Annotated in this window: 12 protein-coding genes and 1 pseudogene; 8 read left to right on the top strand and 5 right to left on the bottom strand. The window is 43.9% G+C overall.

Annotated features, from left to right (window positions below):
• Window positions 1-18: 18 nt before the first annotated feature.
• Window positions 19-741, top strand: a pseudogene (locus tag QX565_RS20640) (DsrE/DsrF/DrsH-like family protein); the annotation flags it as partial.
• Between the two features lie 16 nt (window positions 742-757).
• Window positions 758-1,114 (top strand): MarR family winged helix-turn-helix transcriptional regulator, encoded by a 357-nt coding sequence (locus tag QX565_RS10955; RefSeq protein WP_289292776.1) that lies wholly within the window; start codon window positions 758-760, stop codon window positions 1,112-1,114.
• A gap of 118 nt (window positions 1,115-1,232) precedes the next feature.
• On the opposite strand, the gene QX565_RS10950 is transcribed toward QX565_RS10955, so the two are convergent.
• Entirely contained in the window at window positions 1,233-2,531 is a 1,299-nt protein-coding gene (locus QX565_RS10950; RefSeq protein WP_289292775.1) for a S28 family serine protease, read from the bottom strand.
• Between the two features lie 177 nt (window positions 2,532-2,708).
• On the opposite strand from QX565_RS10950, the gene QX565_RS10945 reads away from it, so the two are divergent.
• Together QX565_RS10945 and QX565_RS10940 are read left to right on the top strand one after the other, a co-directional pair.
• A complete protein-coding gene (locus tag QX565_RS10945) occupies window positions 2,709-3,341 on the top strand; it encodes a DUF4136 domain-containing protein (RefSeq protein WP_289292774.1) in 633 nt (210 codons plus the stop codon).
• Between the two features lie 18 nt (window positions 3,342-3,359).
• Entirely contained in the window at window positions 3,360-3,989 is a 630-nt protein-coding gene (locus QX565_RS10940) for a porin family protein (RefSeq protein WP_002559122.1), read from the top strand.
• A gap of 113 nt (window positions 3,990-4,102) precedes the next feature.
• On the opposite strand, the gene QX565_RS10935 is transcribed toward QX565_RS10940, so the two are convergent.
• From QX565_RS10935 to QX565_RS10920, 4 genes are read right to left on the bottom strand one after another with little or no spacing between them, the layout of a single operon-like run.
• Complete coding sequence (locus QX565_RS10935) at window positions 4,103-7,105, bottom strand: serine hydrolase domain-containing protein (protein ID WP_414429679.1); 3,003 nt, start codon at window positions 7,103-7,105, stop codon at window positions 4,103-4,105.
• Window positions 7,106-7,119: 14 nt separating this feature from the next.
• Window positions 7,120-10,134, bottom strand: coding sequence for a serine hydrolase domain-containing protein (locus QX565_RS10930; protein ID WP_289292773.1), 3,015 nt, complete (start codon window positions 10,132-10,134; stop codon window positions 7,120-7,122).
• Window positions 10,131-10,964: a bifunctional metallophosphatase/5'-nucleotidase gene (locus QX565_RS10925; protein ID WP_289292792.1), complete on the bottom strand. Its 834-nt coding sequence runs from the start codon at window positions 10,962-10,964 to the stop codon at window positions 10,131-10,133. Before QX565_RS10925 ends, QX565_RS10930 begins: the two co-directional genes overlap by 4 nt.
• 32 nt (window positions 10,965-10,996) lie before the next feature.
• Window positions 10,997-11,764 (bottom strand): 5'-nucleotidase C-terminal domain-containing protein, encoded by a 768-nt coding sequence (locus tag QX565_RS10920; RefSeq protein WP_289292772.1) that lies wholly within the window; start codon window positions 11,762-11,764, stop codon window positions 10,997-10,999.
• A 155-nt stretch (window positions 11,765-11,919) separates the two neighbouring features.
• On the opposite strand from QX565_RS10920, the gene rplS reads away from it, so the two are divergent.
• The 4 genes from rplS (at window position 11,920) to QX565_RS10900 (ending at window position 17,918) form a co-directional block, all read left to right on the top strand.
• Entirely contained in the window at window positions 11,920-12,273 is a 354-nt protein-coding gene (rplS, locus tag QX565_RS10915) for a 50S ribosomal protein L19 (protein ID WP_195348863.1), read from the top strand.
• A gap of 187 nt (window positions 12,274-12,460) precedes the next feature.
• A complete protein-coding gene (locus QX565_RS10910; protein ID WP_195348862.1) occupies window positions 12,461-13,021 on the top strand; it encodes an RNA polymerase sigma-70 factor in 561 nt (186 codons plus the stop codon).
• A 263-nt stretch (window positions 13,022-13,284) separates the two neighbouring features.
• Window positions 13,285-14,220, top strand: a complete 936-nt coding sequence (locus QX565_RS10905) for a FecR family protein (protein ID WP_221650315.1) — start codon at window positions 13,285-13,287, stop codon at window positions 14,218-14,220.
• 200 nt (window positions 14,221-14,420) lie between these two features.
• Window positions 14,421-17,918, top strand: coding sequence for a SusC/RagA family TonB-linked outer membrane protein (locus QX565_RS10900; RefSeq protein WP_289292771.1), 3,498 nt, complete (start codon window positions 14,421-14,423; stop codon window positions 17,916-17,918).
• Window positions 17,919-17,920: the final 2 nt, after the last annotated feature.

Below are 17,920 nucleotides of genomic sequence, written 5' to 3'. Positions count from 1 at the left end.
CCCGCCGCTCCTTCGCGCACCGTTCAGGTAGATGCCTGTGGTATGCAATGCCCCGGTCCTATTCTGAAAATGAAAAAGACAATGGATACGCTTGTACCGGGCGAGCGGGTACAAGTAACCTCCACTGATCCCGGCTTTGCCCGCGATGCAGCCGCCTGGTGCAACTCCACCGGAAACAAGCTGATATCCAAAGAGAGTGCTGCCGGAAAATCAATCATCGTTATCGAGAAAGAAGAGCCCAAAGCTTGTAGCATGGTGACATCCTGTGAAGGTAAAGGGAAAACATTTATCATGTTCAGTGACGATCTTGACAAGGCATTGGCTACCTTTGTACTGGCGAACGGTGCGGCAGCAACAGGACAGAAGGTAACTATATTCTTCACTTTCTGGGGACTGAATGTTATCAAGCGTCTCAGCAAGCCTAAAGTAGAAAAAGATATCTTCGGAAAGATGTTTGGCATGATGCTGCCTTCGAGTTCCCTGAAGCTGAAATTGTCTAAAATGAGCATGGGTGGTATAGGCGGCAAAATGATGCGCTACATTATGCACAGTAAAGGTATCGACTCGCTGGAATCTCTTCGTCGTCAGGCATTGGAAAATGGTGTGGAGTTTATTGCCTGCCAGATGTCAATGGATGTAATGGGCGTGAAGAAAGAAGAATTGCTGGATGAAGTTACAATTGGCGGCGTAGCCACCTACATGGAGCGTGCAGACAATGCTAACGTCAACTTGTTTATATAAGTAAGAACATAAGAGTATGAAAACAATATGCATGATGCGCGATCTTTATAAAGCTCTGGCGGAGTTTGAAGCGCAATTTGAGAAAGAATATGACCTGTCGCTCAATGAAGCGATGATACTATGTGCCTTGCAGGAGGTAAAGGAAGAAATGACTTCTACTGCCCTCTCTGCCCGTACAGGTATGGCTGCTTCACACACATCCAAAGTTATCAGAGCAGTGGAAGAGAAGGGATTGATAAAAAGAGCCTTAGGAAAGACTGACAAAAGGCAAATGTATTTCAGCCTGACCCCGGAAGGGAAAGAACGGCTGAAAGAACTCAACCTTGAAAAGGTAGAGGTGCCGGAGAGGCTGAGGGGAGTGATTAGTGAATAGTGAGTAGTGATTAGTGAGTAGTGATTAGTAGGCTGCGCTATCATTCTGCATAGTCAACTGTCAACTGTCAACTAAATAAGCGCAGCCCACTAATCACTAATCACTAAACCGCTAATCACTACTCACTAATCCCCTCCTCTATCTGCGCCATCGCCCGAACCCTCATCGCTTCGGGTAATGTACTGATACGTGCCAGGTGGCTTCCCCCGGGCTGCACAAATACATGGATATTCTTTTTCCCTTTCAGCCAGGTGACACCGGCTGCCGTCCATGGGTCATTCTGACCATAAATAAATATCATCTTCGGATCATTCTGCTTCAAGAACTTCACAATCTTCCGTCCCAGCCGCTTATCAAATTTCATGTCTCCCAATTCCTCCGGAAGCATCAACCGGTGCAGATAGTTCTTACTGCTTTTGATAGAAAGATATTTCTCAAACGGCTTTATATCATAGCCATAATAGCCCAATTCACGTGCAGCCTGCACAAAGAAGGATACGTTAGGACTGTCCTTTATGAAATAAGAAGGTTCACTGATCTCCAGGAAATGCCGGAATACCTCATCGTCCGTAGCCGTTACGGAAGGAATAGTACTCACTTCTGTTCCCCACTGCCACAACGCAAAGGAATATTCGAGCACACAATAATCATAAATCTCCTCCAACGGTGCACGGAATACATATTTCTTTTCAGCACAATACTTCTCAAAACGAGGCAGTAACGTACTTTTACGTTTCAACACTTCCAACTGGAAGTCTTCTATCACCTTTCTCTCTTCTGCCGTAGATACCTGCCGTAAAAACGGTTCATGCCTTCCGTCTTCCACCCCATAACAAAGCGGAGCGACATAGGGTACCGAAACGTCTACATCATCGGGGAAGAATGCACGATATAATAAAGATGTCTGTCCTCCTTTGCTGATACCGGTACTTATCCACTTCCCTGGATACAACGTTTTAAAAGCAGTAGTCACTGCATGCAAATCTTCTGCAGAGTTCTCAGCAGTCAGATATTTCCAGTCCCGGGGTTGCGGGGTAGACTCCAGAAAATAGCGGTGTTCCACAAATATCATATTGGCATTGAACAGCCGTGATAACTCCTCACGATACCCCGGACGCAACGCATAAGCAGCACCATAACCTTCGGTAACAATCACCGTTGGACGATCAAACCCGACATGTGCCACAATGACGCGTTGATCGAACGAACCTTTTTCGGGACGACGATGATCCAGTGGTTGTGAGAAATACGCAACATATTTTTCAACAAATTCAGTAGTTTCCAATGGCTTCACACTATCCACGGAAGTTATGTTTTCTACTTTTCTTTGTAACTCTGTCTGTGCCGATAAATGGGTGGACAGGACAAAAAGTAAGAAAGCCAAAAGTGCTGCGTAGCAGCGGGGTAACGGTCTCATATGTATTCAGTTTTTAATTTCGTACAAAGATAGCCCCTCTAACAAAAAAGTCGGCCCATACTTTAACATTTTAACATTCACCTTTGCGAACCTTTTATAAAAGAAGTTGTTGTTTCTATCAAAAGCCTAAGGTACCAGGGCAGGATTTTTTTATTTAACCTAAACATTATAAAAGATATGAAGAGATTAATTCCTATTTTATTAGCGGTCTTTGCATTCGCTGCTTGCGAAAAAGACCCTGACATGGACAAATTGGACAATGATTATTTGGTGTATACCAACTACGACAAGAAGGCTAACTTCAAAGAGTTCACCACTTACTATTTGCCGGACAAAATTCTTGTAATCAGCGACAAAGAAGAACCAGAATATCTGGAAAGTGAAGCTGCACAAGAAATTCTTGCTGCTTATAAGAGCAATATGGATAACAGAGGCTACACGATGGCTGCTTCTAAAGAAGATGCTGACCTGGGTGTACAGGTAAGTTATATTAAGAGTACCTATTTCTTCACCGATTACGGACAACCAGAATGGTGGTGGGGATATCCAGGATACTGGGGCTCAGGCTACTGGGGTAACTGGGGTGGCGGATGGTATTATCCGTATGCTATAAACTATAGCTACAGTACCAACTCGTTCATTTCTGAGATTGTAAATCTGAATGCACCGGAAGGACCGAAAGAAAAGATTCCTGTTCTGTGGACAAGTTACATGACCGGACTGGTATATTCCAGCAGTATGAACAAGGCACTTGCCGTAAAAGGTGTTAACCAGGCATTTGCACAATCACCCTATCTTACTAACAAATAATAAATAATCAGAACCGTTATGAAGACAATAAAATATATTTCATTGAGAGTGCTGGCTATAGCAGCTTTGGCTCTCGTCTTTGCCATGCCGGCAAAGGCACAATTATCAGATAATGGATACGCTAATATCGACTGGCAGTTCAATGTGCCATTGAGCAATGGATTTGCCGATGATGCCAGCGGTTGGGGTATGAACTTTGAAGGTGGTTATTTTGTAACTCCCAATTTAGGTCTCGGACTCTTCCTCAACTATCATAGTAACCATGAATATGTAGGTCGCGAAACTTTCCCGGTAAACGGTGGCAGTATGACCAGCGATCAGCAACATACTATTTTCCAGATGCCTTTTGGTGCTGCTGCACGTTATCAGTTCAACCGTGGCGGAGCATGGCAACCTTACGTTGGTGTAAAACTGGGTACTGAATATGCAAAAGTACGTTCTAACTATAATGTCTTTGAATCCAGAGATGAAAACTGGGGATTCTACGTTTCACCGGAAGTCGGATTAAACGTTTACCCATGGGCTTACGGTCCGGGCTTACACCTTGCACTGTATTATAGCTACGGAACAAACAAAGCTGATAAGGTATTGACTTATAGCGTTGACAAACTGAACAACTTCGGTTTTCGCGTCGGTCTTTCCTTCTAAAATAGTGATTAGTGATTAATGATTAGTGATTAGTGGCATGCGCTGTGAGTGCGCAGCCTGCTAATCACTTATCACTTATCATTAATCACTAATCATTTATCACTAATCACTTATCATTTTTTTAACGCCTCATACATCGCTTCCTGTATTTGTCCACGTATGTCCAATTGCATCAGCTTACGGTTTGTGGCATCAGGATACGTACGATTACTGAGAAAGACATATACTAAATCATTTTCCGGATCCACCCAGGCACATGTTCCTGTAAATCCGGTATGACCATAAACAGAGGCGGGAGCCGATTCAGAACAAGGACTCTTGTCGGGTGATTTTGCATCCGGCTTGTCAAACCCTAATCCACGGCGGCTGATTTTGGATACTTCCGTAGTAAACAACTGACACGTTTCGTTACTCAGATAACGGCGTCCGTTCAACTCTCCTCCATTCAACAGCATCTGATAGATAGAAGCTACTTCACGGGCATTTGAAAACAATCCTGCATTTCCGGAAACGCCTCCCTGGAAAGCTGCTGACTCATCGTGTACAAATCCTTGTAACACACATTTACGAAGGAATTTATCATTGGCAGAAGGCACAATCTGAGCTTTCGGGATATGCCGTAAAGGAAGATATAAAGTACGCTCCAATCCCATCGGTTCGTAAAATTCACGTGCCAGGTATTCATCCATCGGCATACCAGCCAACTGTTCAGCCAGGAAACGAAGAAGAATAAACCCAACATCACTGTAACGGTACTGCTTAGCCCCCAAAGGAGCTTCAATAATCTTCTCTTGTAGCACTTTTATAAACGACTTATTGAGCCAAAGGCTATCGCATATCTGCAAAGTGTAATTAGCATTCCGGGTTCGGGACAGTGTCTCCGGCTTGAAATGAAAGTTCGGATTGGCCCAGGTGGTAGCTCCCAGTCGTAACGGATGCAACGCATCTTTACGGGCGGAGAACAGACGGCCTTTATAACTCTCCTTATCAATAGCCTCCGGATAGAGTACAATTCCGGCAGGCAGTCCGGACTGATGTAACAACAGTTCACGAATGGTCATATCTTTCTTATTCGTACGTTGCAACCACGGCAGGTAGTCAGATAATTTATCAGAAAGGTTAAAACGTCCTTTATCGTACAATTTCATTAAAGCCAGCAACGTTCCGGTCGTTTTAGAAAGAGAAGCCAGATCATACAGATCTGTAGGCCGCACCAGCGTACTTCCTTTACCTGCATGTGTTCCAAAAGAGTGATCGTACATCGTCTTTCCGTCTTTCAGAATCACAATCTGACATCCGGGATAAGCTCCTTCTTGGATACCCCGTTTAGCGATGGAATCAATACGCCTCAAGGCAATGGAAGACATTCCATACTCTTCCGGATTGAAATGCGTCGGCGTATGCGGAGTTATTGTAACTCCGGCACCGGTTGGAAACAGCCCTCCTAAGCTGGCGGAAAGTCGTCCATCGGCAGAAGCACGGGCGAAGAGTACGTCAGCAACCTGTTGCTGTACATCGTGACCGGCAGAATGTGCCAACACTACGGACTGGGCGGCTGACACGGCACGATGTATCTGTAGCATCATCTTTCCGGGAGTGAAAAAGACATAGATTGCCGGAGCCGCTTTTTTATCAGCTGCCAAGGCAGCAAAAAAAGGTTGAAAAGGTGCCAGCCGCTGTTCGGCAACAGCCACAATAACACGGCGGTACTTCGAGAGAGAATCTCTCAGAACCTTTCCCTGTGCCTCCGTCATCTCTTTGCGAAGACGAAAGCGCACAAGGGATGTATGTTTCTCCAACTGTTTGGCAAGGACATCCGTCTCTCCCGCATCGCCTACCTCCAGCAGAGCCATAGGTGGCGTTTCTTTGTCGGAATGAAGAGGAAGTATATTTCCTTTGTTATTCAGTACTGTTATAGCAGCCAGATTCAAACGCCGGATAAGGTCACGCGTCTGAGGTGTATTGATACGACTTCCTAATCCGGAAAGTTGAATGGTCGGTTTTCTCTTTAAACCAAGAATGTATTTATAAGTAAGTACCTTCCGGCACTTACGATCTATATCTTCACGGGATAACTCACCACGATCTACAGCCTCAACGACTGCCGCAACCTCTGTTTTCAGATTTCTCGGAGCAAGTACCATATCATTACCCGCCTTCAATGCCTGCAAACTGACACTGGCATTACCGGACACCCCTCTCATGGCAAGTGCATCGGTAAAAATGAGACCTTTAAAAGCCAGTTCTTCCGTAAGCAAACCGTACACCACATTGCGCGAAAGAGAAGAAGGCAACCCTCCCAAAGGTTCAATAACAGGTACTTGGAGATGCCCTACCATCATCCCGCTCAATCCAGCACGTATGGCTTCTTTGAAAGGATACAATTCCACGCTGTCCAACCGTTCGCGAGTGAAGGGCAGTACAGGCAATGCTTTATGAGAGTCGACGTCCGTATCTCCATGTCCCGGAAAGTGTTTACAAACAGAAAGCACTCCTCCTCCTTCCAGTCCGGTGGCATAAGCAATCACTTTATCAGCCACACGTACGGGATCTTCACCAAAAGAACGATTGTTGATAACCGGATTTTTAGGGTTGACATTCACATCGGCCACAGGAGCAAAGTTAACCTGTACTCCCAGTTCATGGCATTGACGAGCCATCTCACGACCGTATTCATAGATAAGGCGATTGTCTTGTATGCACCCTAATACCATATTGCGTGGGAAAAGCGGCGTGCCGCGAAGGCGCATCGCAAGTCCCCATTCACCATCAAAAGTTATCATCAACGGCAAGCGTGCCATTCGTTGCGCCTGATTGGTGAGGATGGCCTGTGTCTGCATCTTACCGCCGGAAAACAAAAGTCCTCCTACCTTATAAGTATCCACAGCATCACGCAGTAACGCCTGATTGTGTTTTGTATCGACCGGAGCAATGGTATAAATAAAAAGCTGACCGATCTTCTCTTTCAGGCTCAGACGGTTCATCACCGAATCGACCCATTGCCGGCAACGCGCATCTTGTTCCGCTTTATAAAGCAGGAGAGGTTGTACATCGTTCTGTCCATATATTGCTTTTCCGAAACATAAAAGCAGAAGAATTATCAGGTATTTTCTCATATTCATCATTGGCATCATTCATTATCGCCAGGCAAGTCTTTGGTATCCGGCAAAGAATCATAAATAGCTTGCTGTATGTTCTGGCGTATCTTCATATTGTTAAGTTTAGTATTCCACTGATCGGGGCAAACACGGTTACTCAGAAAAACGTAGATCAATCGTTCTTCGGGATCTACCCAGACACAAGTCCCTGTAGAGCCGGTATGCCCATAAACCCGGGCAGGTGTCCCAGAAGCACAATTACTGGCTTTCACATCCCGGTAGTTCGGCTTATCAAATCCCAATCCGCGATGGCTGAGAACGGATGTGTATGTGGTAAACAGGCGAACGGTAGCCTCATCCAGATAACGATGTCCTTTCCACTCTCCATCATTGAGCAACATCTGATATACAGCTGCCACCTCTCCGGCTGTGGAAAATAATCCTGCATTACCGGCAATACCACCCAGGCAAGCAGCCGTTTCATCCTGCACATAACCGCAAAGGTCTTGCCTCCGCAGATAATCGTTGGCCGCTGTTGGCATCACTTCCGATCGATCATAGTGAGTAAGCGGCGTAAACAAGGTACGTTCCAATCCCATCGGACGATAGAATTCCTTATTCAGAAACTCATTTATAGGCTGTTTTGTTATTGCCTCAACCACCTGTTGAAGTACGACGAAACCGACATCACTATATACATAGCGTTTCTGTCCCATTTCCGAACGGGCTATTGATTGCTGAACCGTACTCTTAAATGCTTTATTCAGCCACATACCTTCGGCCATATGCAACGTATGTGTTGTTGTCTGCTTCGGAGATATTAACCCTTTCTTAAACTTAAAGTCCGAACAGGCATAAGTATATTCCCCAATACGTGTGTGATGCCACTCATCTGCGAATCCTTGTGTAAAAGGTCCCGTAACGGTGTTCTCATCTATTGCCTCCCGATAGAATCGGATATAAGGCAGCAATCCGGACTCATGTAACAGAAGATCACGAATCGTTATATTCTTTTTGTTGGATGAGCGCAACCAGGGCAACCAGGCAGATGCCTTATCCGTAAGTTTCAGCTTTCCCTGATCATAAAGCTTCATCACAGCGAGTAAAGTAGCGGTGGTCTTAGTCAGCGAAGCAAGGTCAAAAAGATCAGTGGGGCGCACCGCAGTCTTATCTGTATCAGAATGACTACCAAAACAACGATTGTAAACAGGAATACCATCTTTCATCACCACCACCTGACAACCCGGGAAAGCTCCGGCAGCTAATCCTGCATTGACAAGCGAATCAACACGGTGCAACCTGTATCCTTTCATACCGCAATCTTCGGGTTGTACCACAGGCTTCATTCCCGGAACAATATCACTCCCCTCACCTATTGCAAACAGATGCCCGATACGCATAGACAACCGTCCCCCGGCAGGAGCTTTGGCAAAACAAACGTCTGCAACATGTCGCTGAAGATCTTCCTCGGACGAATGTGCTAACACAACAGCAGCGGTACGTTCCAACATCGCCCGAATTGGGAACATCGCCCGGTAAGAAGTGAAAAAAACACAGGTAACAGGTACCTGCAAATCCAATGTATTCAGAAGTGGGGCACATACAGCCAATTCTTCTTTCTCCATTGTAACAGAGATAACGACACGACGAAAACGTTTCAAGTCATTAGTGATCCGGTGCCACTCTTCCTCTGTCATATCTTTTGTGATCCGAAAACATTCCACCGGCGATGTATACTGAACAAAGCGGTCGATAAAGGGTTGATCGGACTTTTCCCTACCTACACTCAGAATGGCCGTAGGCTGATCGGCCGGCAAAGGAATTGTAGTAAAATTATTGCGTAATACGGTCACTCCCGCAAAGCACAATTTGCCCGCAAGCGCTTGTGCTTCGACTGTATGAATGCGCCCATTCAATCCATCTGCAGAGATTCTGTTTTCTTTATCCAATCCTAACAGATACTTATAAGTCAATATCTTACGGCATTTGGTTTCAACCTCATCCACACTCAAATCTCCCCGGTCAATAGCTGCCAGCACCGTCTCAAATGCTTGTTCTATATCTCTACCCACGAGTACCATATCATTACCCGCCCGTAGCGCTTTGACTGTAACATCACGTTCACCGGATACAGCTTTCATAGCCAACGCATCAGTAAACACCAATCCGCGAAAGCCCAGTTCTTCTTTTAAAACATTTGTCACAACGCTTCGTGACAAAGAAGCAGCAGTCAATCTGTCCGGTTCCAATTCAGGTACCCGCAGATGCCCCACCATGATACCTCCCAATCCGGCACGAATCACCTCACGAAAAGGTAACAACTCAACGCTATCCAACCGGGCACGGTTATAATACACGGTTGGCAATGCTTTATGAGAATCTACATCCGTATCCCCATGGCCCGGGAAATGCTTACTGACAGACAGTATACCACCACTTTCCAGACCACGGGCATAAGCTAATGCCCGCTCGGCTACAGCCTTCGGATCACCTCCAAACGAGCGTATGTTAATTACCGGATTCTCCGGGTTGGTATTCACATCTGCGTCCGGAGCAAAATTGACGTGGACACCCAGCTCGCGAAGCTCACGGGCCACCTCATGTCCATATTCTTCTATCAGTGAATTGTTTGTTATACAGCCCAATGCTGCGTTTTTAGGAAAAAGAGGTGTATCCTGTAATCGCATGGCAAGCCCCCATTCCCCATCAAAGGTTATCATTAGAGGAATCTCTGTTTCCTGCTGTGCAAGGTTAGTCAGTCTCACCTGCCCGCCGGCTTCTCCACCGGAAAAGAGTAATCCGCCTACTTTATATTTCTTTGCCAGCTGGCGTACCAGCTTTTCGTTCTTTTTGCTCCATTCCGGACTTAGTGTATAAACAAATGTCTGACCGATCTTTTCTTTCAGACTCATCCCCGAAAGTATCTTGTCCACCCACTCCCGACATGCATCGTCTTCCTGCCGGGGAAGCAGACAGGGTACTTGTTGTGCCATCAGAGACGCTACTGCCACCAACAACACAACAAGTATACCTATCATTTTCCTCATCGTTCAAATGTCAAATCTATCTTTCCCACAAAAATACCGTTTTTCCCTGTATGAGATACTGGTACACTCTCTCCGTCCAGATTCACGAAAACAGTCGGTTCCTGCATGAAAGTATGTGAGTGCCCACCCAGTACCACATCAATATTGCGGGTTTGATGCACCAACATTTCATCTTCTTTTATTCCCATATGCGAAAGACAGACAACAGCATCACATCCTTCTACTTCTTTCAATTTGGCAGCAATTTCATTGGCCACGGTCACAGGATCCTGAAAGGTTACTCCTTCATATTTATCCGCCTGCACCAGTCCTTCCATTTTTGCACCAAGGCCGAATACACCTATCTTCAAACCATCACGTTCCAATATAACATATGGTTTTACAAGCCCTTCAAGCACTGTTCCTTCCACCCCATAATTGGCACATACTATCGGGAAATCTGCCATCTTGAACAAACGCGCCATATTCTCCAACCCAAAGTCGAACTCATGATTGCCAATGGTGGCAGCGTCGTACTTCATGAGATTCAACATTTCGACCTCTACCTCACCTTTAAAAAGATTGTAGTAAGGAGTACCCTGCGAAAAGTCTCCACAGTCGAACACCAATACATTCGGATTGTCTTTACGAAACTGGTCAAGCATGGTGGCACGACGTACAAACCCACCCATTCCAGCATATTTGTCGGCTGCATGTATATCTATCGGTTCTATGCGGCTATGTGTATCACTGGTTTGCAACAAAGTGAGTGTCTTTGTCTGTTGCGCAAATCCCGGAAGGAGCACACACAGGAAAAACAATATAGTGGCTGATATCTGATATCTTTTCATCTTCTCATAATTTGGTAATTCGTTATTCATAATTATTTCACCGTAATTCTCCCTTCTATACGTGAAGTGATCTTTTTACCGGCTTTAGTCTGCTGCTCTACATAATTCATAAACAGCCCGCGTAAAGTAGCACCGGGAGGACAATCTCTTTTTTCGGCCTTTGCCAACGGCCCCATTCCGTCATTCCCATCTGCCAGATAGTCAATGGTAGCTACCGTATACAGTTTATTATCATCGATTGGCTTACCACCAATAGTACCATCAAGTAATTTACCGTCTTTAGTGATTTCAAGACGTACTCCGCTTACTCCCTCACCTTTACAGGCCGCTATGGCAGCAAACAGTTCTTTCAATACGCTTCCCTTTAGTGTCACTACACACAACGAATTCTCAAAAGGCAATATCTCATAAATGTTTCCACAGGTTATTTCTCCTTCAGAAAGTATATTCCGCAAACCACCCATATTCATCAGTCCCATATCGGCAGGTTTACCCAATACTTGCGTAGCAGCCCCTTTCAGTACATCTGCTACCAGATTGGAAAGCAAACTTTCCGGTCCTCCCTTTTCCATTGTCATTTCACTTGTACCTACTACACGATACATCATGCTGTCTACCGATGCCTTGTAAGGAGCTAACAGCGCCACAGCCTCTGCATCAGGATGTGTATCCCAGACCGAATCAATTGTAATCATACTTCCTTCGGTATTCACCAGTTTATAAGGTGACTGACATGAAGAAAGCATCAGGAGTACCATCAGAGCCACTCCGGAAAAGAGCTTTGCATAAGTTTGTTTCATATCTTGTTTTTTTAATCGTGCTACAAATATAGATAAAAATGTTGGTAGTGTGCTAAATAATTCGTTACTTTGCACCGCTTTCGCGCAATCGCTGTCAGGAGAGAGTTGCCTGATATGTTGCGTTGTAACGATAAAACAATTTAATAACAAGAACAATGGATTTCATTAAAATTGCAGAAGAAGCATTTGCTACCGGTAAACAACACCCAAGCTTCAAAGCAGGTGACACAGTAACTGTAGCATATCGTATTATCGAAGGTAACAAAGAACGTGTACAGTTGTACCGTGGTGTTGTTATCAAAATCTCTGGTCACGGAGACAAGAAACGTTTTACAGTACGTAAAATGTCAGGAACTGTAGGTGTAGAAAGAATTTTCCCGATTGAATCACCGGCTATTGATAGCATCGAAGTGAACAAGGTAGGTAAAGTTCGTCGCGCTAAATTGTACTACCTGCGTGCACTTACTGGTAAAAAAGCAAGAATCAAAGAAAAAAGAGTTAACGGTTAATTCCGAGACCCTTCGATTCGAGATAAAAAAGAGAGAATTCCACAAGGAATTTTCTCTTTTTTATTATGTCCATTTCCCACCTGTCATAAAACTACAATCCATACTTTTTAAGCTTTTTTTGGGCTAATCCTATCACTCATCTGTTATTTTCACTACATTTGCCCACTATTAAGATTTTACCCTGAATATGAATAAAAACTCAGAGCTGGCCGCCTTCAACAAATTATTTTCCGACTACAAAGAGCGATTCGTTCGCTTTGCATATACGTACGTGCGGGATCAGGCTGTCGCTGAGGACTTTGTTATCGATTCTCTTATTTATTACTGGGAAAACCGCCACCGATTGGACGAAAACACGAATGTACCGGCTTATGTACTAACCACAATCAAACACAAGTGCCTGAATTACCTGCAACATATCCGCCTGCACGAAGAGGTGGCCGAAAACATGGTAAATCATGCACAATGGGAACTACAAACCCGTATCGCTACATTGCAAGCCTGCGAACCTTATGAACTTTTCACAGCAGAGGCTGAGGAAATAGTGAACCGCACCCTTGAAAGCCTACCCGAACGTACCCGCCAGATTTTTATCATGAGCCGAATGCAGAATATGACCTATCAAGAGATAGCCAGTCAACTTGACATTACAGCCAAAGGAGTCGAGTTTCACATTGCTAAAGCACTAAAAGAATTGCGTATCAGTTTGAAAGACTACATGCCAGTCTTTATCTATCTGTTTTTATAGAAAACAAATTGCTGATAAAATCAGCATCCTCGGAAACACCATTCAAAACGTATGTACATTAGGGATTTATAAAGAAATTCTTCTGCCCCTGTGCTGTCAAATCGGCTATATTCTATATAGCATGAATGGGTAGACGCTCTTTTCTTTCTCTTGTACTTCAATGTTATTAAAAGTTAAATAGGTGAGAGTTGCACTATGCATCCCTCTCACTTAGCTGCTGTATTATCGTAACGGCTCATAATGCCTTTAAACAAAAAAAGAATATGAATAAAGAACTATTATATACTTTCTTTCAAGGAAAAACCACGCTGAATGAAGAGGTGCGTATACGAGAGTGGATGGAATCTTCTCCGGAAAACTATCGCACTTTCTTAGAAGAGAGAAAACTATTTGATGCCATGATACTGCTTGCTGACGAAAAACGTCTGTTGTCCAAACGTAACCAGTTTAAGCTGTTAGTAAGCACATGGGGCAAAGAAATAGGCAAGATCGCTGCCGTGGCTATTATCACCCTTGTAATGACGCTTACCAGCCAATACATATTCAACAATGAAGATATGATGCCCTTGCAAAAACTCAGTGTACCGGCAGGACAGCGCATCAATATAGAATTGGCAGACGGTACGGTGGTATGGCTGAATTCACGAACCAGCATTCAATATCCCGCAGTATTCAACGGGAAAGAACGTAAAGTAAGTATTAACGGAGAAGCCTACTTCGAAGTAGCACACAACAGGAAGCAACCTTTTATTGTAGAAACTCCCAAAGGGCAGGTTGAAGTAACCGGAACAAAGTTTTATGTAGAAGCTTATTCTGATAACAATGATTTTGTGACTTCACTGATAGAAGGTTCCGTCAATGTTACTAAAGACGATAAATTGATCACACTACGCCCTTCTCAGATGGCCTATCTCCAGGATGGAAATCTCCGGATAAAAGAGATAGAGGATTATAATGTATACAGGTGGCGCGAAGGATTGATGTGTTTCAAAGACAAGACCTTTGCCGAGATTATGGAGAAATTTGAAAGACACTATGGAGTAACAATCAAGATAGAAAATAAAGAAGTACTTAATTACCGTTGCAGCGGTAAATTCCGCTATTCCGATGGTATTTCATATGCTCTGCGGGTTTTGCAAAAAGACGTAAAGTTCAAATTCCACAGAGATGAGAACAGCGATATTATTCACATAAAATAAAAAGGAGAACCAGCCTATGATGTAGAAATTGCCTAATCCCCCAAAAGGAGGATACCGACAGGTCCTTCACCACACTGCCGGAATCCCTTTGAATCAACACAGTAGAAACCATATTAAATCAATGCAAAGATATGAATAAAAAGTCTATAATGGATTTTTTATCTTTTGATGAAAAACAAATTAACCATCTTCTTAAGATTATGAAAGTAGCACTTCTATTAATCTGGATTTCCATATTTTCACTCAATGCCAAAGAAGGGTATTCACAAAGCGCCCGGATTTCGTATTCAGCACGAAATACCCCTATTGAAAATATATTGAATGAGATAGAGAAACAAACAGAGTATTTATTTATTATAAACTCGCACGTTGACATTGATAAGAAAGTGTCAATTAACGCCAAAGAAATTCCTGTTTCTAAAGTTCTGGATGATTTATTTAAGGGTACAAACATCCATTACCTAATGGAGGGTTCACACATCATTCTTTCCAACAAAGTAGGAGAAACCAAAACAGACGGAATCAATCAGAATGATAAAAGAGTAACCATTTCCGGTAAAGTAACCGACAGTACAGGGGAGCCTCTAATTGGTGTCAACATCACTCTCAAAGGAACGAATGAGGGAGTAATCAGTGACATCGACGGTAATTATTCTATCCGTATTCCGGAACTTTCCGGAGAACTGACATTCTCGTATATCGGGTATAAGGCAATGACTGTCGCTATCCGGAAGAATATGATTAACGTCACTTTAGCCGAAGACACAGAAGTTCTGGATGAAGTAGTCGTTACCGCACTTGGTATCGAAAAGAAAGCATCCTCACTTACTTATGCCACTCAAAAAGTAAACGGAGATGAGTTGACACGTGCCAAAGATGCCAACTTCATCAATGCTTTGCAGGGAAAAACCGCTGGTCTGGTAATCACACCAAACTCTACCGGTGCCGGTGGCTCTTCAAAATTGCTCCTTCGTGGTAATGCATCTATCTTAGGAAACAACCAACCGTTGATCATCCTGGATGGAGTACCTATGGCAGACCGCAGTACCGCACAGATTGAGGATGCTTTGTTGTCCGGTGGTAATAGTACGGACGGAGGAGATGGTTTATCAAACATCAATCCGGATGATATCGCTGATATTAACATCCTGAAAGGTGCGAACGCAGCTGCATTATACGGTTCAAAAGCTGCCAATGGAGTTCTTATCATCACAACCAAGAAAGGTCAGGAAGGACGTACTTCGGTGGATGTATCAAGCAGTATGTTATTTGAAACCCCACTGGTAACTCCTAAGTTTCAAAATACATACGGTGCAAATGCTGAGTTTTATGATGATACCAGCCTGAATCCAAATGAAGCAATCAATAAGCGTCGTTTGAACATGTATTCATGGGGAGATCGCATAGGCCGTATGTCACAAACGGCTCTAAACGAAATACCCTATGCACGTAATAACGCTGTAGATAATATTAGTTCATTCCTTCAAACCGGTACTAACTTCAATAATTCTATTTCCGTATCTTCCGGAGCAAAGAATTCAACTTCTTACTTCTCTTATGGTAATACAACCTCGAAAGGAATGATACCTCAGAATAAGTTTGAACGGCACAATATCACATTACGCCAAACTGTAAACCTGCTGGACAATCATGTCGAGGTCAGTTTTTCAGGAAGCTATATACACCAGACTTCTAAAAACCGTCCGGGTTCAGGTATATATGCCAATCCTTTATATGACCTGTATCTGATGCCTCGTAATGCAGATATCTCTTACTTCAAAGATCACTCTGAAACATACGGTCAATTGTACTACGTCAGAGAAATAAACGGAAAGTACCCCAAAGCCAATGCCGAAGGCCCTATACAACAATGGCCCTGGTTAGACAATGAGAACCGGAACTCACCCTACTGGTATGCCAACCGCCTGCAAAAGGAGAATGTCCGTGAACGCGCATTTGCTACAATCGGACTAAAAGTAAACATCATTGATGGCCTGACCGCATTGGCCCGTTGCAAGATAGACAGGACCAAAGATACGAACGAAACAAAAACCTATCAAGGTACCAACGCCAAAAACGTGTACAACTCCATACACGAATATAACAAAGCAACCAGTGACCAGATCTTTGCAGACTTTCTGGTTAGCTACAACAAGAAAGTAGGTGATTTTGATCTATCAGCCAATGTAGGAGGAAGTACGTTGAAAGAAGATTTCACTTCATTCGGATTCAATTACTGGATGGCAGATTCAACGAGTACACCGAATGTCTTCGATCCGAGCAATATTATCACAACCAAGCATGACGGAGCCAATGTACCGACCAGCAAATCGAAAGACCAGAATTGGGAAAATGCAGTGTATGCGACAGCATCAATCGGCTATAAAGACATGGCATTCATTGATGCTTCTGTCCGCACTGACTGGGCACGTGTATATACTCAGTTCTCAGCCTTGGGAACTCCCAACCATTATACCTACTACAGTGTGGGTGGTAATGCATTACTGAATTCCATATTCGGTATACAAAGTGATGTACTCAACTATTCTAAAGTGCGTATATCCTACAGTGAAGTAGGAAACTCAATACCCAATTTGAGTTATGGAGGTATGTCCAAAAACTGGGGTTCGCAAATCACGGAAGCCTCCGGTTATCGAACCTTCTATAACCCATTGCCAGAGACCATGCGTTCTACAGAACTCGGAGTAGAAGCCCGCTTTTTAAACAACACCATTGACTTTGACCTTACGTTTTACAATACGATCATGTTGAATCAGTGGTTGCCTAAATCAGCGGCTACAGGAGGACAAATACCTCTGAACTCCGGTAAAATCAGAAACCGCGGATTTGAAACGACTTTAGCTTATAATTTTTCAAGACTCAACGGAAAGTTCATCTGGCGTACAGCATTCAATTATTCATTCAATAAGAATGTGATTCTTAAAACTTACGGAGAGAACTTAAATAAAGTGATGGAGACGACCCCTGTATATACCGGTGGGTTGAAGATCCGCTATGAAGTAGGTAAACCATACGGCGAATTGTACGGAAGAACATTTGCCTACGGATCAGACGGGAAAATAAAAACAGATGTCAATGGTGCTCCCATGATCAGTTCTAAGTACGACTGCTATCTGGGAAATGCCAACTCCCCGCATCATCTGGGTTGGAGTAACTCACTCAATTACAAAAACTTCTCTTTTTACTTCCTGATTGACGGTAAAATAGGTGGTACGGTTATCTCTTATACGGAAGCAAGATTGGACGCATACGGACTCTCGGAAAGAAGCGGAAAAGCACGTGACGCAGGTGTCACTTATCTGTCCAAATCCTCAGTAGGAGGGCAGCTTGTTATGAAGCCTGTTCAGGGAGTTGTCATGCCCGACGGACAAATAGCACCAGCCAAAGGTTACTACCAAGCTATCGGTCTTGGTGAACCGGCTTTAAGTGAATATGCCTACTCGGCTACCAACTTCCGTTTACGGGAAGTTTCATTTGGTTACACCTTCCGTAAATTGTTTAAGTTACCTATCGACTTAAGTGCTTCTCTGGTAGCACGAAATCTGTTCTTCTTATACAAAGATGCTCCGGTTGACCCCGATGTATCCGTATCCACAGCCAATAGTTACGGTGGTATTGAAGCATTCTCATTACCTACTACCCGCAGTTACGGCCTAAACTTAAAATTATCATTCTAACC

The organism is Bacteroides sp. 41_26 (assembly GCF_949740115.1).
GTDB classification, from domain to species: domain Bacteria; phylum Bacteroidota; class Bacteroidia; order Bacteroidales; family Bacteroidaceae; genus Bacteroides; species Bacteroides nordii.
Note: the sequence above shows the minus strand (reverse complement) of the source record. Positions and strands in the feature narration are given on the sequence as shown.